Annotated in this window: 19 protein-coding genes; 2 read left to right on the forward strand and 17 right to left on the reverse strand. The window is 36.1% G+C overall.

Annotated features, from left to right (window positions below; genetic code table 11):
- Nucleotide 1: 1 nt before the first annotated feature.
- The 8 genes from DBR39_RS17585 to DBR39_RS17620 all read right to left on the reverse strand — a co-directional run bounded on the left by DBR39_RS17585 (nucleotide 2) and on the right by DBR39_RS17620 (nucleotide 6,663).
- The gene (locus tag DBR39_RS17585; protein ID WP_124535281.1) at nucleotides 2-1,615 is read right to left on the reverse strand and encodes a Na+/H+ antiporter; all 1,614 of its coding nucleotides are present in this window, start codon (nucleotides 1,613-1,615) and stop codon (nucleotides 2-4) included.
- A gap of 131 nt (nucleotides 1,616-1,746) precedes the next feature.
- Nucleotides 1,747-2,751, reverse strand: a complete 1,005-nt coding sequence (locus tag DBR39_RS17590; protein WP_124535283.1) for a bestrophin family protein — start codon at nucleotides 2,749-2,751, stop codon at nucleotides 1,747-1,749.
- A gap of 79 nt (nucleotides 2,752-2,830) precedes the next feature.
- Complete coding sequence (locus DBR39_RS17595) at nucleotides 2,831-3,508, reverse strand: DUF2490 domain-containing protein (protein WP_124535285.1); 678 nt, start codon at nucleotides 3,506-3,508, stop codon at nucleotides 2,831-2,833.
- 130 nt (nucleotides 3,509-3,638) lie between these two features.
- Complete coding sequence (locus DBR39_RS17600; RefSeq protein WP_124535288.1) at nucleotides 3,639-4,031, reverse strand: DUF1398 domain-containing protein; 393 nt, start codon at nucleotides 4,029-4,031, stop codon at nucleotides 3,639-3,641.
- A gap of 154 nt (nucleotides 4,032-4,185) precedes the next feature.
- On the reverse strand, nucleotides 4,186-4,875 hold the full coding sequence (locus tag DBR39_RS17605) for a response regulator transcription factor (RefSeq protein WP_124535290.1): 690 nt from the start codon (nucleotides 4,873-4,875) through the stop codon (nucleotides 4,186-4,188).
- An 11-nt stretch (nucleotides 4,876-4,886) separates the two neighbouring features.
- The gene (locus DBR39_RS17610; RefSeq protein WP_124535292.1) at nucleotides 4,887-5,663 is read right to left on the reverse strand and encodes a sensor histidine kinase; all 777 of its coding nucleotides are present in this window, start codon (nucleotides 5,661-5,663) and stop codon (nucleotides 4,887-4,889) included.
- A gap of 21 nt (nucleotides 5,664-5,684) precedes the next feature.
- Nucleotides 5,685-6,317, reverse strand: a complete 633-nt coding sequence (locus DBR39_RS17615) for a hypothetical protein (protein ID WP_124535294.1) — start codon at nucleotides 6,315-6,317, stop codon at nucleotides 5,685-5,687.
- A gap of 19 nt (nucleotides 6,318-6,336) precedes the next feature.
- Nucleotides 6,337-6,663 (reverse strand): hypothetical protein, encoded by a 327-nt coding sequence (locus DBR39_RS17620; RefSeq protein WP_124535296.1) that lies wholly within the window; start codon nucleotides 6,661-6,663, stop codon nucleotides 6,337-6,339.
- A gap of 316 nt (nucleotides 6,664-6,979) precedes the next feature.
- Here DBR39_RS17620 and DBR39_RS17625 point away from each other — a divergent pair, with 316 nt between their 5' ends.
- Nucleotides 6,980-7,822 carry a T9SS type A sorting domain-containing protein gene (locus tag DBR39_RS17625; protein ID WP_124535298.1) on the forward strand — a complete coding sequence of 281 codons (843 nt, stop codon included), beginning with the start codon at nucleotides 6,980-6,982 and terminating at the stop codon, nucleotides 7,820-7,822.
- Nucleotides 7,823-7,913: 91 nt separating this feature from the next.
- Here the strand turns inward: DBR39_RS17625 and DBR39_RS17630 are convergent, their stop codons facing one another.
- The 8 genes from DBR39_RS17630 to DBR39_RS17665 all read right to left on the reverse strand — a co-directional run bounded on the left by DBR39_RS17630 (nucleotide 7,914) and on the right by DBR39_RS17665 (nucleotide 13,900).
- Nucleotides 7,914-8,363, reverse strand: coding sequence for a VOC family protein (locus tag DBR39_RS17630; RefSeq protein WP_103235231.1), 450 nt, complete (start codon nucleotides 8,361-8,363; stop codon nucleotides 7,914-7,916).
- A 56-nt stretch (nucleotides 8,364-8,419) separates the two neighbouring features.
- Entirely contained in the window at nucleotides 8,420-8,791 is a 372-nt protein-coding gene (locus DBR39_RS17635; RefSeq protein ID WP_124535300.1) for a VOC family protein, read from the reverse strand.
- Nucleotides 8,788-9,192 carry a hypothetical protein gene (locus tag DBR39_RS17640; RefSeq protein WP_124535302.1) on the reverse strand — a complete coding sequence of 135 codons (405 nt, stop codon included), beginning with the start codon at nucleotides 9,190-9,192 and terminating at the stop codon, nucleotides 8,788-8,790. The genes DBR39_RS17635 and DBR39_RS17640 overlap by 4 nt, the downstream gene beginning before the upstream one ends.
- Before the next feature lie 2 nt (nucleotides 9,193-9,194).
- Complete coding sequence (locus DBR39_RS17645; RefSeq protein ID WP_124535304.1) at nucleotides 9,195-9,665, reverse strand: hypothetical protein; 471 nt, start codon at nucleotides 9,663-9,665, stop codon at nucleotides 9,195-9,197.
- A 10-nt stretch (nucleotides 9,666-9,675) separates the two neighbouring features.
- Nucleotides 9,676-10,131 (reverse strand): DUF1569 domain-containing protein, encoded by a 456-nt coding sequence (locus tag DBR39_RS17650; protein ID WP_124535306.1) that lies wholly within the window; start codon nucleotides 10,129-10,131, stop codon nucleotides 9,676-9,678.
- A gap of 108 nt (nucleotides 10,132-10,239) precedes the next feature.
- Nucleotides 10,240-11,448 (reverse strand): ABC transporter permease, encoded by a 1,209-nt coding sequence (locus DBR39_RS17655; RefSeq protein ID WP_124535308.1) that lies wholly within the window; start codon nucleotides 11,446-11,448, stop codon nucleotides 10,240-10,242.
- 65 nt (nucleotides 11,449-11,513) lie between these two features.
- Nucleotides 11,514-12,470, reverse strand: a complete 957-nt coding sequence (locus DBR39_RS17660; protein WP_124535310.1) for an HlyD family secretion protein — start codon at nucleotides 12,468-12,470, stop codon at nucleotides 11,514-11,516.
- 11 nt (nucleotides 12,471-12,481) lie between these two features.
- Nucleotides 12,482-13,900 (reverse strand): TolC family protein, encoded by a 1,419-nt coding sequence (locus DBR39_RS17665; protein ID WP_109739228.1) that lies wholly within the window; start codon nucleotides 13,898-13,900, stop codon nucleotides 12,482-12,484.
- Between the two features lie 401 nt (nucleotides 13,901-14,301).
- On the opposite strand from DBR39_RS17665, the gene DBR39_RS17670 reads away from it, so the two are divergent.
- On the forward strand, nucleotides 14,302-15,570 hold the full coding sequence (locus tag DBR39_RS17670; RefSeq protein WP_124535312.1) for a hypothetical protein: 1,269 nt from the start codon (nucleotides 14,302-14,304) through the stop codon (nucleotides 15,568-15,570).
- 195 nt (nucleotides 15,571-15,765) lie between these two features.
- On the opposite strand, the gene eco is transcribed toward DBR39_RS17670, so the two are convergent.
- On the reverse strand, nucleotides 15,766-16,254 hold the full coding sequence (eco, locus tag DBR39_RS17675; protein ID WP_124535314.1) for a serine protease inhibitor ecotin: 489 nt from the start codon (nucleotides 16,252-16,254) through the stop codon (nucleotides 15,766-15,768).
- Between the last annotated feature and the right edge of the window lie 29 nt (nucleotides 16,255-16,283).

Consider the following 16,283-nt stretch of genomic DNA (forward strand, 5'->3'; position numbering starts at 1 on the left):
ATTACCCATGTGAAAAGCCGGTGATCTTCGCTTCATCAAAATCCAGCTGCATTTCAATCGCTCTCATCACATGATCATCAAATATCTTTTCTCTTTTCATTCTGTGCAATTCGTTTCTCTGTGCCTGAATAACCTGGCGCAAGACATCTTTATTTTCATTAATCGCCGTTACATAATCTCCTGTGGAAGCCATACATTGGGCTTTGTCTGCCATCAGCATCATTTCGTTTTCCAGTTTATGTTTCTGATGACGTACCAGACTGTTTGTTACGGCCAGCTCAGAAAAATCATTATCCAGTTTATGCAATGCTGTTTCTTTCAACTTACGCATAAGAATTACTTCCTGTTTTTCTTCCGGCAGTTCACTTCCGGAATCCTGGATATTCAATAATTTCAGGATCGGACTCAGCAATAATCCTTGTCCTACCAGAGTAATCAATATGATAACGAAAGTTACAAATAAAATAATATTCCGGTGGGGAAATGCTTCTCCGTTTGGTAAAAAAGCGGGTATCGACAATGCTGCTGCCAATGAAACCACCCCTCTCATCGCTGCGAAACTGATGATAAACGGCTCCCGCCAATCCGGTTTGGGAACTTTGAGTCTTAATTCTTTGGAGCATACTCTTGGGAAATACATCAGTGCATAACTGTATAGAATTCTTGTCCCGATAATAGCTCCCCCAATAACCACACTGTAGAAAATACCTTCTGAAATGGTGTATTCTTTCATTCCTTCGACTACGATAGGAAGTTCAAGACCAATCAGGATAAAGATGATCGTATTCATCAGGAATATCAGGACACTCCACACATTTCCGGACTGAATCCTTGAGGTATGGCTTAGATAACAATGCGAATTGTATGACATCAGCAATCCTCCGGTAACTACTGAAAGCACTCCGGAAAAATGAAAATGCTCCGCTCCTACATACATGATATAAGGTACAATAAGTGTGATGATCGTATCTATATTGGAGTTAGTAGGAATGATCCTCAATAATGCTCCAAACAGAAAACCGACAGCCACCCCTACTGCGATTCCTCCAATTGCCATGGTAAAGAAATCCTGAACAGCATCTCTCCAGATAAACTGTCCTGAAATAACTGCTGCCAGAGCAAATTTGAATACAATCAAACTGGATGCATCATTAATCAGACTCTCCCCTTCCAGAATACTGGTGATCTTTTTAGGGATTTTCATATGCTTCAGTACCGAAGTAGCCGCTACCGCATCCGGCGGGGAATTGACCCCTCCCAACAGGAATCCCATGGCTATTGTAAGGCCAGGAATGATAGAGGACGAAAGATAAGCCACGACTATTGAGGTTAAAAATACCAATCCAAAAGCCATTGAAAAAATCTGCTTTCTCCATTTATGAAAGTCCTGCCATGAGGTGAACCAAGCCGCTTCAAACAAAATAGGCGGCAGGAAAATAAGGAAAACAAGGTCCGGTTCTATTTCAATACGGGGCATCCCCGGTATAAAGCTTATCAATAATCCCGCAATCACAAGGAAAATCGGGTAAGCGACTTTTAATTTTTGCCCGATCATTACCAATATCATCACAGACAGCAGTACTGCAATGGATATTATAACATAGCTGTGAATCATTTTGAGTCAGTTTTTTTTAAGTGTTATTTTTATTTCCGGATATAACTTAATGTATTATCCAAACCTATAAGGTTTCCTTTATATTCTAAGTCCAACTCTTTTAGTTTTATAAGAATATAAAACTGAAGGGGTTAAAGTACAATATTATTCTTCGGAGTAATGGCCGGCGGAAGGTCAGATTCATCCAGCATATCTCTCATATCAATTTCAATGGTACGGCTGATCTGAGTGATGGGAACATCATTGGGACTTCCTTCAAATGGATTGACAGAAGCTTCTCCTACACTGTCCAGGGTATGAAAACACCATGTTACCAGTAAAGAAAACGGAATATTAAACCATATTGCCCATCCTTCCACGATGGTTCCTTCTCCTAATTTATCAAATTCTTTCAGCAATCCAAAAGGCACAAAGACAATAAATAACAGCAAAAGATAAGTGGTAATGGAAGAAAAATTTCTGGGATAAGGAAAGTTTTTAATTCTTTCTGCTTTTCCCTGACTATCGGTAAACTTTACCAATTGCTGATTGATCTGTGTCCATTGAAAATCGTTCAACTCTCCTTTTTCATAGGCTTCAGACAATGCTTTACTTTGGCTGGCCATCAATTGTGTTGCTCTGTTCTTTTTGCTTAAAATATACTGGACTTCAGGTTCTGAAAGATAATTTTTTAATTCCTCATCCAGTTTGGAAAGTCTCTCCGGAATGTCATATTTTTTGGAATATTCATCGAACTGGGCTGTCCCCATGTTTTCCCATGCTCTTGGCTCGCGAAGCTGAAATCTCAGCGCTGTAAGCCATGCATAATGACGAAGAAACATCTCTTTTACTTTAGCGGAATCTTTTGAAATCAGCGCATCTCTGAGAATATATCCAAAACTGCGGCTGTCGTTAATGATAGCTCCATAAATCTGTCTTGCTTCCCAGAGCCTGCTGTAACTGGCATTGTTTTTAAATCCTACAATGAACGCTACTGCGGTTCCCATGATCGCAATCGGCTGCCAGGGAACAGAGAGAAATGTCCAGCCTAAAAAGTACAGGACTGTAGGAATAGCTGATAGTACAATCAGTGCGTAAATACTTCTTCTGGTCCAGCTAATGAACTCATAAGCTCCAAACCTTTTTCCTGAATGCATAAGTGTTTATTTATTTGTGTTTATTATTTTATTTTTTAAATAATGATTTCATCAGAGCATTCAGCGATACCGATCAATATTAGTTTTTAGTAAACGGAATATTGTTATAAAAACCAATCTGAATCTGCCCCCGGTTCCTGTTTTCCTGAATCTGATTCATATAACCTGCTTCAATCCTCATGTTTTTATTGATGACATATCCTAAAGCTCCATAGACTCTGTTTCTATCGAAAACCGGACTATTAAAGTGAAGAAAGATCTCATTATATACCGAAGCATACAAGGTTTTTGGCAGCATTTCCTTTTGGGTAATCGGAATATTCACTCCAATCATATAACGGAATCTCATCCTGAAATCATCTTCCAGAAAACGTTCTTCCAAACGGTAACGGTGCTGAAGATTAAAACGTCCGAATTTCTGCTTGGTTATAAACTGCTGGAAAATTCTGTGTTCAATATTTTCTTTTTTCTCACCATTTACATAGGGCTGGCTCAGAATGAAACCATATCCTAGTAAAACATTATTGTTATTTTCTGTAAGATCATATCCAATCCCTGTACGGATCAGCAATTGTTCCAGGTCTCCTACTGCGTCGAAATTACGGTACTGAATCTCATTGTGCCAGTTCAGCTTCTTGCTGATCTTGTTATTTCCAAAATACATATACCATGCTCCCATATCATTTTTTTGAGCATATGTCAATATTGATCCTAAACTTAATACCGTGAATGCCAACTTCGTAAAAACCTTTCTCATGCTTAATAATTATTATTATCTATCGTTTTTAACAAAATTAATAATTTAAATCAATAATAGCAAACAATATTTTATACTGTGATTTAAAGAGATTCTGATGAAATGGCTGACAACTATTATCTATAAAGTATTATCCAGGAACCTGTTCTGCCAGAATATCATTTTCATTCTGGTCAAAATAAGTACAGGTCATCGCATGGAGATCCATTGTCCAGCCGTTGATTCCGTTTTCTGCACAATCTTTACAAAAAGTCATGTAATCTGTTCCTCCCCGTTGGTGAAGCTTCAGCCTTACTTTAAAATTTTCAAGGTTTAAGGTATCGGAAATGGTGAGAGAATCATACTTGTTTCCGGTCTGCACAGATTGCTTTTCGGCATTGAAGTATTGGGTATTTCCTTCCGAGACATATGCTTTGTAGTGAGAAACACCCAACGCCTTTATAGCTTGGATATATTGGGGGAAATCGGCTCCGCTTTTTACTTTTTGGTGTTCTGCTTTAATGTTTTCAATTGTAAATTTCATTCTTTTGTATTTTCTGAGTGTTACTTTTTAAGGGTATAAAATTATTATTTTTTCATAAACAAATCATCTGCATCTGCTTATAAAAACAAAAACTCATGTCATCAGAAAATATAAATTTTATTTAATTTGTTAATGAAAACAGTTCTAAGAATACTTATTCGAACCTGTCTTTTAAGTAGTTCATATCTGCAATCTTACTCTCTATGGCATACACCACTAAACCTGCCGTATTTTTGGCCCCGGTTTTCAGCAGAAGACTGTTGCGATGCCCTTCAACGGTTCTGGAGCTTAAAAAAAGTTGATCTGCGATTTCAGAAGTGCTGTATTGTTTACAGATTAATTCCAATACCTCTTTTTCTCTTTTGGAAATGTGATTGGCATCAAAAATACTGGAAACTTTCTTTTTAGGTTCTGTAAGGTTTTGATGTAATGCTTCCATTACGTCATTATTATAGAAAAAACCTTTACTATATACTTCCCGGATTGCAGTGAGTAATTCTGCGGGACTTGAGTTTTTTTTAAGAAAGGAACAGGCTCCCGACTGTATCATATTGACAATAAATGCTTTGGTATTATAGCTCGTCAATGCAATAATCTTGATCTGAGGATATTTGATATGGATTTGTTTGGTCGCTTCTACTCCGTTAATTTCCGGCATATTGAGATCCATCAGAATGATATCCGGCAGTTCTTCCAGCGTTATAAGTGCATCAAGCAGCTCTTTCCCATTGCTGAAATCGCTTACCAGCTCAATATCTTTCTCTCGCTGTATCAATAATGAAATTCCCTGACGAAACAGCGCTTCATCATCTACAGTTATTACACGAATCATATCCTTTTCCATCTTATAAATATTTAAAATGTAAATTCAACAGTAATTCCTTTAGTGTTTTCACTTTCAATGTTCAGTGTTCCATTGATAAGTTCTACCCTGCTTCTGATATTGCGCAACCCTAATCCTCCTTTCAAAGTATTTTCATCAAGATTAAATCCTTTACCATCATCTTTATAAATACAGGTATTCTTTCCGTCTCTCCCCAAAAATTCTATGTCAATATGAGTACTTTCACCGTGTTTTATAGAATTGTTAATGAGCTCCTGAAGTATTCTAAAGATATGTAAATTTTTTTCATCTTCTGCTTTTGCAAAATATAGACTGTTAGAATAAGTAACCTGTAAGGTTTTGGATAGGTTAATTTCTGAGCACAATGCATCTATTGCAGCATGCAGTCCAAATTTTTCTAAAATGGGAGGAAGCAGATCATGAGAGATTTGTCTGGCGCTTTCGGCAGTTTTATTGACCAGATGTATGATTTTATTTTTCTGATCGTTGTATTCTTCTCTGGCCATATTATCAAAATCCAGGAGATGGATATGTAAAGAAACCACGCTTAGTTTTGAGCTGATGTCATCATGCAGATCCTGAGCGATCCGCAGCTTTTCTTTTTCCTGAGCACTTATAATAGCGTGGGTAAGATCTTTCTCGTATCTAACCTCCAGCTCTTTTTTCTGAATAAGATTTCTTGTTATTTTCTTATTTGAAAAATAATAAAATATGATCAGGGTAACAGCCAATAAGGTAAATGCCAGAAAGGTATAAACGATAGTGGAAATAATTGTATTCTCATTCATCTTGTAAAATCATAACAGTAATTACACATTTTTTCTACGGGAAGAAAGATATTCTGTCAGAATAAAAATCTGGTACACAATAAACATAACAACATTGAATACCCATATTTCTTTATGCAGTTTCCTATTCATCACCGTATACAGATTTCCGGACAAAAATATAACGGTACTGCTTATCAGATACAGTAAAAGTCCCAGACTTATATAATTGTATTTCTTGTTTGTATCCAGTATATTATATAAATGAAATAATGCCAGAATTATAATAGAATAAGAAGTGACAAAAATTTCGAATAGATTAAAAACATAATATTTTTCCGGATATATGATATACTGTATAACGAGAACAATAGGAATGATAATTAAAAGAGTACGTGCCGTTTTCTTCTGATATTTTTCCGTTAAAATTTCATGAAAGAACAACCCCAGTAACAAAAACTGACCTATCAGATAATAATGAGAGAAAAACAGATTATTAATCTTCTGATAATTCATTACATAGAAAACAATTTCACATAGTAATATCAAGGCCAAATAGCCGATGAAAAATGCATAGGCTTTTCCAGAACCGGAAAAGCCTATGCAATATACTGCCAGATTAATCAGCAGAATGCCTTTTCCAATTAATGACAATATTTCAATCCAATGATCCAATGATCTCTAGTTTTTCAGATTACAGATTCAACCATTTCACAACGGAACATACACTTGGACAAGGGGTCGTCATATCATACACATAATATCCTTTATCATAATCTACAATATCATTATCATCTGCATCTACCCCCACCATCAGAAATTTAAATTCTCCTTTATTGGTAATTGCATTATAGCCCCGATATTTTTCAAATCCTTTGTCTTTAATGAAAATATCATGAACGTCTTTTGCAGGGATAAGGTGAGCCCGTATAGACATTCCGTCAATCACTTTTGTATTTTGCCAATTTGCAATCCATGTTTTAGCATCATCTAATGATACTGCATGTTTAGGTAGTTCCATAGTTTTTCTTGTTTTAAATTATATAATAGGTTTAGAATAAAATTACTGTAAGTGCACATTACAAGTTATGAAAAAAAACTAACCATACTGTGAAATAAATTCATTTTAATTAACATAATATCCATTTTTCAAAATTATAACAATACCAAATAATAAAATCGCGTATTTCTACGCATTTTTCAATTTGGCATTTAATACGCTGTTATCGCTTTGTATTTCACTGTTTCTTTGTGGTATCCTTTATAGGAAAACCTCGTGAGAATACAAACAGTACCGGAAGCTTATTGTCTTCTGTAAACACTAAAAAATCTGTATCATGAAAAAAAATATCTTTTTTGCAATTTTTGTTATCCTAAGCAATATTGCAGCGATCAATGCACAGATAACCACTGTAACTTTTGAAACTTCACCTGGCGGTAGTACAAGTTTTACCAGCAATGGATATACATTCAATATTGTTTCACAAGCCGGAACTTTTAGAATTCAAAGCAATTATCCGGGCACCGGATGGAACGGAACAACTAATGACAATGTCTATATCGACAATACAGGAACAACCAATATCAATGCTCCTTCCTTCAGTGTTAAAAGCAGTTCTTCATTCACTGTGTCTAAGTTTTGGGTATTCTTAAGCAATACTGCTTTAAACCAGACTACCTCATCAGGAACGCTGATCATTACAGGAAAATTAGCAGGAGTTACAAAGTTCACCACCACAAAAACATCTGGCTTTAATACAACATTCAATGCAACAGCGGGAACAACAGGCATCAACAACGGGTTTACTCTGATTGATCTTGCTACCCTGAATAATCAGAATAACAGCAATACAACTATTGATGAAATCCAGCTGCAATCCACCGGAGGATACCTCTATATGTGTCTCGATGCGTTTACATGGACAAAAGTTTCAATGCTGGGAACCTCAGAAAACACGATCAAAGACAAAGTGAATATTTATCCTAATCCAACTTCAGGAGTCTTCCATATGGATCTGAAGAAAAATGATAAAGTCTCTTTATATGATCAGTCTGGAAAACTGATGAAAGCTACAGAAGCGGTAAAAGGTGAAAATAAGTTTAACATCACTGAACTGCCCGACGGAATTTATCTCATCACAACAGAATCAGCAAGCTATAAAGTCATTAAAAAGAACTAAGAAGCTATTTCCTACAAACAGCTTACAAAACATACTAAAAAAACCGACAGATATCTGTCGGTTTTTCAATATTTTGAATACAAAAATAAATTTACGGATGTTGCTGCATTTTAGCAGGATCATCATAATTTACCATCCAGTTGATCCCGAACTTATCAGTAAACATTCCAAAGTAAGCTCCCCAGAAAGTATCTGCCATTGGCATAGTTATCTGTCCGCCAGCAGAAAGACCACCGAATAATTTGTCTGCTTCGTCTTTAGATTCTGCGTTCACAGAAATAGAAAAATTGTTTCCTTCTTTGAAGTTAGAAGCCCATTCTCCACCTGTATCACTTCCCATTAATATTGTTTCCTTAGAAATAGGAAGAGAAACGTGCATGATTCTGTCTTTATCTTCTGCAGAAGCTTCTTTCCCTTCCATTGGAGGCATTTCCCCAAATGTTCCGATGTAAGGATATTCTCCGCCAAAAACCGACTTATAGAAATCGAATGCTTCTCTGCAATTCCCATTAAATGTTAAATAAACGTTTACTGATGCCATAATTGTTTTTTATTAGTTAAGTTTGTTTTAAGTAGTCTTTATTGATTTTCAGATGTTTATCTGTGTTGATCTATAAGAATCATGTTCCCATCAGGATCTTTCAGATAGATATGTTCTGGTCCTGAAGTGGTTTCATCCGCTTCTTTCCCGATTTCTATCCCGCTTTCTTTTAATCTTTTCTGAATTTCACGCACATCTTCAAAAGATTCGAGATTCTGTGCATTTTCGTCCCATCCCGGATTGAAAGTAAGCATATTTCCGTCAAACATTGCCTGGAAAAGTCCGATCAATGTTGAACCATTCTTCATAATCAGGTAATTCTGTTCTGCAGCTCCTGCCATGGTTGTAAAGCCCAGTTTCTCATAAAAGTCCTTAGATTTCTGAAGGTCTTTTACACTTAGGCTGATTGAAAATGCTCCTAATTTCATATTTTTTTTGTTTTTAAAGCGAGTTGATGTCCTGCGAAAACCAGTCCCCAAACAAGAATTCCTGCGATCCAGAACCAGATTGGAGTAGGTAATGTTACCATCATATAAATGGTCATCAGTAAAAAAATAATTCCACAGAGTATTGCCGCTGTATTTTTCCCGTTATTTGAAATTTTTGTCGCTGTAAATCCGGAAAGAAAGGCAGCTAATGCATAGGCAAGAATGATAAAAAATAACGCCATAAAAGGAGCTTCACCCACATACACTTTCAGTGCCTCCATATCTCCGGCACCCGCTTTTGCAGGAGGAGGATATAGATAATGGCCAATATTTTCTACTAATGTAATGCATAGAGATCCCGCAATAAGCCCCACTAACACTGCCAATATTCTTCTCAGCATGATTATTGGTTTTTTAAATGGGTTGCAAACTCCAGAGTTCCATCGTAGCTTTTCCAATCGCCTACAAGCTCAATGTTTTGTCCTTCAATTTTTTCTGTTTTCTTATTCCATTTGAAGTTGTAGACCAATTTTCCTTTAAGAAGCCCTGAATGTTTTCCTTTGTTCTCTTCCGCCAGCTCATATTCCCCAAATACAGTTCCCTGCCTTTTGGAATCTTTATATTTCGAAATGGTAATCTTACCTTCAAATTTTGTATAGTTGGTATCTACAAGAGTGTATCCTGAAACAAAATATTCCTGATCATTCTTTTTATTCTGCTCAGAAATATTGATCTTAAGCTTCAGTTCCTGACCTTTGTTTCCAATAGTTCCTATATAAGGTTTACTATTGTTCAGCCAGGTATTTGAAATATCAGGCATCTGCCCCAACACAAAATTGGCGGTCAGAATGAGGAGTAATAAAAGTTTTTTCATGCAGTGATTTTTAAACGCCAAATTGTGACAGGTGGTGGTTCAGATGTTTGGCAAACATATTATTCCACTCCTGAGCTTTTAATTTTCCGAAAGAGAAAGATTCTTTACCATCAAAAGCATCTGCTCCCAATTGCTGGGTCTTTTGGATAAAACCAATCAATCTTGTTTTTTCTTCGTGAAAATTTTTTCTGGTCGTTATCAAAAACTGCGGAGCGGTAGGAGAATCTCTTGGATATGCTTTCTCTCCTACTACTTTAGGTTTTACAAAGGTCTTTAATATAAATTTTGCAATAGATCCCGGTTTCTTATGTTTCTCGGGTTCATAGATCATCTCATACGTTATACTGCAGTGTGCCAACATCTGATCTACCGTCATTTTACCCCACAAACCATGGGTATCTTCCACCAGTCTGTTTATTCTATCAATATAGTTTTGAGCATCTTTTGCATCAAATACATTTTCCATATAATTTCTATTTTACTATGGACAAATATATTAGTTTTTTCGTTTGATTTTATAGTCGGTTGAAAAAATTGAGAGTTGCCGGCAACAAATTAATCAGCAACAAAAAAACTATTCAACATCCTCCTGAGAAGTATTCTCAACCACAATTTCCTGTGGTGCTGCTTTTTTGAAAATAAACCAAAGTTTGATTTTTAAAGCAATCCAGCCTATAATCGCATATACTACTAAAAGAATGCTTAAATGTTTCAGATAAGGGAATGTAAGTTCTACCGAACCTTTTTGAATTAATAGAATTTTAAAGGCCTGTAAAAAAGGAGTTAACGGAATAATATTGGCAATAAACTGAACGAAACCAGGCATTGCATTCAAAGGCCATGTAAAACCACTGATGATGAAAGCTGGTGAGGCAATTACCATAAGAATCTGTGTTGCCTTCAATGCGTCAGGAATCAGAATACTGATAAATACTCCTAAAAATGAAGCTGATCCCACAAAAACGGCTGTCAAAAGAATAAAATTGAGTATTCCTTGAGGCATCGGAACGTGGAAAATCATATGCATAAAGTAGTAAATACCAACAATCAGAATAGAAAACACCCAAATTGGAATCACTTTAATAAGCATGGTTGGGAAGGCCCATTTTTTCATTTTCAAATATTCTTTCACAAAAGATCCTCTTTCAAATTCGGCAGCAAAACTTACGGCCATCGCCAGGAGGATTACCTGCTGTAATACCACTGCCAGCATCGCCGGCCACATGAAGATAAGGTAGTTTCCCGTTGTGTTGAACAGGGTAATATAATTGGCTTTGAACGGTTCGTACTGTGTAGCCGCTTTCGCAGCAGGCATCCCTGCTTTCTGAAGGGCTTTGATGGAAGCTCCGGCAGAAAATGTTCCTATGGTCAGCTGAAGCGCTTTGGAAGCAAAATTTGCAGTTAAAACATTCCCTGTATTGATATAAACATTGAGTTCAGGGTATTTTTTCTGAAGCATATCTCCTTCAAACCTTGAAGGAATAATCACAACAGCCGCTGCTTCATGTCTGATCACCTCATCTTTGATGCTCAGAGGTTCCTGCAGGTATCTGATAATTTTGATGCTTTTATTATCATCCAGCATTTCCGTCAATTGGTTAGACAAAGGAGTATTGTCTCTGTCGACCACCAATACGGGAGTATTTTCAACTTTTCCGCTTTTGTAGACAAACCCCAGCAAAGTGGCATAGAAAACGGGAGCCAAAAAGAACACCGTCCTTAAGGTAGAATTGCCGATAAAAAGTTTGAACTCTCGTTTTAAAAGACGGAAAAATTCTTTCATCTGTATATTTTTATATTGTGAAGAACGAAATGAAGCTTACTTAAAGCTCATCTGTTCGTTTCAATTTATTTAAGGATTACATTGGCATTGACCAAAATACTTTTAGCCTTATTCATCTCTTTGGGTTTTACTTTGATCTCGTAGATTGCGTCCTGCAATTGATAGTCAGGATAAGCAGTAGTAATATCTGCGTACTTTGTCAGCTGCTTGATATACACAATATTTCCTGTCAGGTTTTCTTTATTATAAACCACTTGCATATTGACCTCCTGCCCTTTTTTATATTTTGAAATAGAACTTTCCGGGATAGTAAATCTGAAGTAGGTGCTTTCCGGAATATATCCGTTGAACAGGGCAAAACCAGCGGTTGCCAACTCACCAGTGTTCAGGCTGATGGTTTCTATTTCCATATCGTTGGTCGCAATGATGTATCTTTCAGAGTAAGCCACATTAGCTTCCTGTAAAGCTCCTTTGGCCTGTGATGCCTGACCTGCTGCCATTTCCACTTTTTCGAAACGGGTTCCTCTTTGTACATCATCCAGTTCTGCTACAACAGCATCATATTGTGCTTTTGCTCCCTGCAATTTTGCATAGATTTCGTCATGAGCCTGCGGAGACATTAAGCTGTCACGGAACATATTGTTTGCTCTTTTGTAAGATTTCTGTGCAAATTCATATTGTTCTTTCAACCCTTTATATTTTGCCTGAAGCTGCCTCATCTGATCGGCTGTAGCTCCGTTTTTCGCCATCTGCTCCTGGGCTGTGGCAGCACTTACGGCACCCTGAGCCTGGGCTATTTTTGCAGAAACTTCCGGTACATCAAGTTGTGCCAGGGTATCTCCTTTTTTCACAGTTTGTCCTTCGGAAACATATATTTTTAAAATCCTTCCGGTTACCTTAGGGGCAAAAGAAATCACATCTTTTTTTGTTTTACCTTCTGGATCTTTGATCTTTTCATTTTTTTTGTCACAGCTCCCCAGCATAAAGAAAGCAGCGAAGAGTATAGATATATTTTTATGCATCATTTAAATTTTTAAGGGATTAAATAAAATTTGGTGATATCCAGTTCCTGGGTAGATCTCATCAGTTCTATTCCCGCTCTTCTCTGGTTGAAAATGGCATTCTGATATTCCAGTTCGACAACTTCAAGGTCGTTTTCTGCATCGATCAGCTGAGAAGATTTACTCATCCCGTATCTGAATTCTTTTTCTGCCTGTATAAGTGCATTTTTTGCCAATTCTTTTTCTTTGGCTTTTAATGGGATCTGCGCAGAAGCAATATCATAGTTGGTTTGATTATTGGCTAGATTCAGTGTCAGTTTTTTCAGGGCATCTTCTTTCTGGTTTTGGAGTACTTCTTTTCCGACTTTGGCTGTTTCTTCTGCATGTTTTCCTTCTTTACCGTCGAAAATCTCCCATTTAAAGCCTACTCCTGCTGTAATCAATGGAAATACGTTGATATTATTGGGTCTCCAGTCCAGTTTTTTCCCTTCATATCCAAGTATTGGGACTGCCGGAATAACGTTTTCTGAAGACTTGATCCTGTTACCATACAATCCGATATAATAGGCGGAAGCCATCAACTGTACTTTAGGAATCATCCATGTTCTTTCAGCTTTTATTTTATAGTCAGCTGCACTAATGCCGTGTTCTAAGGCACGGATTTCGGCTCTCTGTTCTATTCCTTTTTCTGCAGCAAGCAATTCTACCGGTGACAATACCGGATCAATCATTCTGAGTCTGTCTCTGCTGATTCCGGTTAAAATATAAAGCTGGGTAAGAAGCAGTTCCTTCTTTCCTTCATATTCTACCATTTTGGCATCTAAAGTAGCCTGAGCCAGTTCGATTTTCTTATGATCGTAAGGTGTAATCAGTCCATAACCAAGCGCTTTATCTGCTGTCTTTCTGTTAATGTCCAGTCTTTTTTTACTTTCATCCAGTACTTTTTTAGACTGATGGATCAGGGCTAATTGATCATATGCTTTAGAAATAGTGGCAATAACCTCATCTTTTGTTTTCTCCAGCAGAATATCTTCAGACTTTTTCTTTTCTTCAACGGCTTTTTTCAGGTACTTGACCTTTCCTCCTGAATACAGAAGCATTTTAGCATCTGCCTTGGCAATCCCTGAAAAACCTGACACATTGAAATTATTGTTAAAAGCTCCTTCCGGAATATTGATAAAGGGAGCGAGATTGAATTCCGGTGACGTCAGTCTTGCTGTTCCGTTGAGATAGCCGGCTTTACCACTTAATTCCAAAGTAGGAAGAAAGATATCCTTTAGTTTGTGTTCGTCAAGATCGGTAAGTTTATTTTGGGTAATCTGCATTTTGAGGTTCGAATCCTGAACCATAGCACTATCCAGAAGTTCTTTAAAATCCGGCGCAGACTGAGCCCAGCCAAAAGCAGGGAAAGCAAAAAAACTAAACGTAAAAATCAATAAATTGTTTTTCATGGTTTATGTTTATAACAAATATAATGCAAAAAAAGATAAAATCCTTAAAGATAATTCTACAATATGGTGAATTTAAAGTAAGTTTAAAATATGTTTAAGTTTAAATCCCTACAAAATAAAGTTTTGGCCAGATCGTTTAAATGTTAATTAAAAACTAAAAAACTTTGAAAAAATATTTAACTCTACTTTTTCCATTCACTTTCTATTATGATTTCATAAGTAAACAAAGGGATAAAATGATATTCTTCCGAAAAAAATCACTGATTATTTTTTATTCTATCCTGAATTTTGGAGGCCGAATTCCTACGGAATGAGAAACCGAGTAGATAGACTTTTTGGAAAATAACAAAAACAGCATTTAATCTTAAATTCACAACAACCTATTTAATAAAAAATATATTTTGAAACAAATTCTCACCTTATTCTTCTCTTTACTATACATCTTTTCCGCAGCACAAGATCAGGAGATCTGCAAGTGTGAAGCTTTAAAAAAAGCCAGGGACAGTTCAAGAAAAACTGATTCTTACCATTATAAAATAACCAGAAAACAAGCACTTACTCCTCCTTTTAAATTCATATCTATCCAATATTTAAAAAGGTTTTCAAGATCTGAAAACATAATAGATTCTTTAGAAACAAAAATAGCTTCTGCAGCACGCAAAGTGGCATCCGACAGTCTATTGGGAAATTATAAAGTAAGTGATTCCATAAAAAAAATAGAATTTGCAAAACAATATGGAGATATTCCCTGGCCATTAATTGTTAAGACAGGCAAATTTAATAATACCATTGCTATCCTTTATCAGACTGATTCTTCTTTCAATGTGAAATACTATCTGAGAATCTCAATGGATAATGGAGAAACATGGAAGAATTATTATACCGGAATGGAAAAGAATAATAACTATTTTTTTAAAAGTAATTCTCAATTCCCATTGTGGAAAGACAGCCGCCATCTACAAATTGAAGCAGATATTGTAAGAATGACCAGACCATTGACCTTTCCCCATGGCGAACCTGAATATGAGACCTTAAAAAACAATGCACTGGTGGTTATTAATATCGATGAGATCATAAAAGATTCTGACGGTGACGGGTTTAATGATCTTGAAGAAAAAATGGAACTTTTTACCAATCCTCATTCAAAAGATACCGACAACGATGGAGTTTCTGATTCCGAGGATAATAACCCCAAATATAAAACGACAGACAATGATTTTACAAAAGCATTACTAGCCGCCATATATGGAGAATATGATCTCATTAATAATCCTGATCCCTTAACCATTGAGTTTATCGTGAATTTAAAAACATTTAAAGAAGACTTTGCTTCACAGAGGGAAAGGTATAATTCTTATCCAAACAACGATAAAAAGAGTTTCCTTGATAAGCTGCAATATGATGTTATTGTAACTGATGACGAAAACTTAAGAAGAGCCGATACTTTGGGTAAAAGGATAATTTTTCTCACCTCAAAAGAGTTTTCAAAATACGTCCAACAAAGTTTTAGCAATTTATATGTTCCTGTTTACAGCAAACTTTTCAAATGTGATGATAAAAAAGACACTTACATTTTAATTCACAATGGAGTTTCCAGAGGTGAAACTTATGTCATAACAAGAGTTCCTGAAGGTTGGAATATTAAGGTAATTAATCATTGGATAACATAATAAAATTCGCTTTATTCTTTTAATCCAATCTAAATTTTGGAAGCTGGATGCCTACGGAATGAGAAACTGAGAGGACAGGCTTTTGGAAAAATGATCTGCTCAATCAGCAAAATCTGCGAGAGATAATATTCAATTATAAACGAAAACTCCCCACATCACTGTGAGGAGTTTTCTGTATAATTATAATAAGCTGATTTACTTTTGAACTGCTTTTTTCATCGCAGCATCCGGACGTAAAATTCTGTAACGTACTTCAATATCTTTTGGTACATAGAATACCAATGGAAGTTTGCTGTTGTATCTTACGATTTCAGGTTTTAAGGTAACAAACTTCTTAGTCTCTTTCTGACCAGGACATCCCATCAATGTTCCGGCTGTTTCTCCTTTAGACTCTACTTCATAATAGTTGTATCCCCATCCCTGAAGATCCTGAGTTTTCATTTCTCCCATCAGGAAGTAATTGTTACAATCTACCATTTTTTCAGCACCCACGAAAAGCTCAACTTTTAAATCGTTTTCATTTTTTGCCACGGGAAGTTGAATATATACTTGCTTATATCCTTCTTTTGCTTTTGGGAACATTTCAATCTGTAGTTTTTCAAACTTTTCTGCCTTCTTTTGTGCGAAAGCATTTACTCCAGCCATTAATATCAATCCTGTAATTAAAGTTTTAGAAAATTTCATCTTTTAATAATTTTTTTAATTTGTATTAC

Origin of the sequence: Chryseobacterium sp. KBW03 (assembly GCF_003852415.1) — a bacterium.
GTDB lineage: Bacteria > Bacteroidota > Bacteroidia > Flavobacteriales > Weeksellaceae > Chryseobacterium > Chryseobacterium viscerum.

Bases quoted from the DNA above. Each gene is read 5' to 3' on its own strand.
- DBR39_RS17585 (WP_124535281.1), bottom strand. From the start codon at position 1,615: ATGATTCACAGCTATGTTATAATATCCATTGCAGTACTGCTGTCTGTG.
- DBR39_RS17590 (WP_124535283.1), bottom strand. From the start codon at position 2,751: ATGCATTCAGGAAAAAGGTTTGGAGCTTATGAGTTCATTAGCTGGACC.
- DBR39_RS17595 (WP_124535285.1), bottom strand. From the start codon at position 3,508: ATGAGAAAGGTTTTTACGAAGTTGGCATTCACGGTATTAAGTTTAGGA.
- DBR39_RS17600 (WP_124535288.1), bottom strand. From the start codon at position 4,031: ATGAAATTTACAATTGAAAACATTAAAGCAGAACACCAAAAAGTAAAA.
- DBR39_RS17605 (WP_124535290.1), bottom strand. From the start codon at position 4,875: ATGGAAAAGGATATGATTCGTGTAATAACTGTAGATGATGAAGCGCTG.
- DBR39_RS17610 (WP_124535292.1), bottom strand. From the start codon at position 5,663: ATGAATGAGAATACAATTATTTCCACTATCGTTTATACCTTTCTGGCA.
- DBR39_RS17620 (WP_124535296.1), bottom strand. From the start codon at position 6,663: ATGGAACTACCTAAACATGCAGTATCATTAGATGATGCTAAAACATGG.
- DBR39_RS17625 (WP_124535298.1), top strand. From the start codon at position 6,980: ATGAAAAAAAATATCTTTTTTGCAATTTTTGTTATCCTAAGCAATATT.
- DBR39_RS17630 (WP_103235231.1), bottom strand. From the start codon at position 8,363: ATGGCATCAGTAAACGTTTATTTAACATTTAATGGGAATTGCAGAGAA.
- DBR39_RS17635 (WP_124535300.1), bottom strand. From the start codon at position 8,791: ATGAAATTAGGAGCATTTTCAATCAGCCTAAGTGTAAAAGACCTTCAG.
- DBR39_RS17640 (WP_124535302.1), bottom strand. From the start codon at position 9,192: ATGCTGAGAAGAATATTGGCAGTGTTAGTGGGGCTTATTGCGGGATCT.
- DBR39_RS17645 (WP_124535304.1), bottom strand. From the start codon at position 9,665: ATGAAAAAACTTTTATTACTCCTCATTCTGACCGCCAATTTTGTGTTG.
- DBR39_RS17650 (WP_124535306.1), bottom strand. From the start codon at position 10,131: ATGGAAAATGTATTTGATGCAAAAGATGCTCAAAACTATATTGATAGA.
- DBR39_RS17655 (WP_124535308.1), bottom strand. From the start codon at position 11,448: ATGAAAGAATTTTTCCGTCTTTTAAAACGAGAGTTCAAACTTTTTATC.
- DBR39_RS17660 (WP_124535310.1), bottom strand. From the start codon at position 12,470: ATGCATAAAAATATATCTATACTCTTCGCTGCTTTCTTTATGCTGGGG.
- DBR39_RS17665 (WP_109739228.1), bottom strand. From the start codon at position 13,900: ATGAAAAACAATTTATTGATTTTTACGTTTAGTTTTTTTGCTTTCCCT.
- eco (WP_124535314.1), bottom strand. From the start codon at position 16,254: ATGAAATTTTCTAAAACTTTAATTACAGGATTGATATTAATGGCTGGA.